At 55.7% G+C, this 548-nt stretch carries 1 protein-coding gene; it reads left to right on the top strand.

All coding sequences use genetic code 11. The features are described from left to right. Positions 1–131 precede the first annotated feature (131 nt). Positions 132–464, top strand: coding sequence for a hypothetical protein (locus tag G4Z14_RS18765; protein WP_227751875.1), 333 nt, complete (start codon positions 132–134; stop codon positions 462–464). Positions 465–548: the final 84 nt, after the last annotated feature.

The following is a 548-nucleotide window of genomic DNA, read 5'->3' as shown; positions in this document are numbered from 1 at the left end:
ACCCCGATCCTCGATCTGGGCCACGGCATCGCGCTTGAACTCGTCTGTGAATTTAGCTCCGGACATCTTGTCCTCCTTGCTTCCAAAATTACCAAGCAAGGCGTCTACAAATCTAGGGGCGATTCACCTTGATGCGTATAGCGGCCGACCTCGAGGAGGAGGCGCAGAGTCACGTCTCGCTTGGCTTGACCCAGGAGCAGAAGCCGGTATTTGACTTGCTGATACGTGATGACCTCTCGAAGGAGGAAATCCGGCAGATCAAGTCTGTTTCGGTCGAAATCCTGAAGGCGCTCCAGCGCCGGATGGAGGAAGTGCAGGACTTGTTTGCAAAACAAAGCACCCGTGATGGGCTTCGCCAAGAAATCTATGACCTGCTATACGATGACCGGACGGGGCTACCGGCATCAAAGTATGACGACGAGTGCGTGTTCCACGCGATGGTGGACAGTCAATCCATGGGATGATGGGCGCGGATTCCACGCGAAGGTGGGCAGTCTTTCCACGGGATCGTGGGCAGGTTTGACCGGCAATCAAACGGCATAGGCTCC

This window comes from Tabrizicola oligotrophica (assembly GCF_011008935.1).
Lineage (GTDB): Bacteria > Pseudomonadota > Alphaproteobacteria > Rhodobacterales > Rhodobacteraceae > Tabrizicola_A > Tabrizicola_A oligotrophica.
The sequence above is the reverse complement of the archived record's forward strand: the minus strand, read 5'-3'. Positions and strand labels throughout refer to the sequence as shown.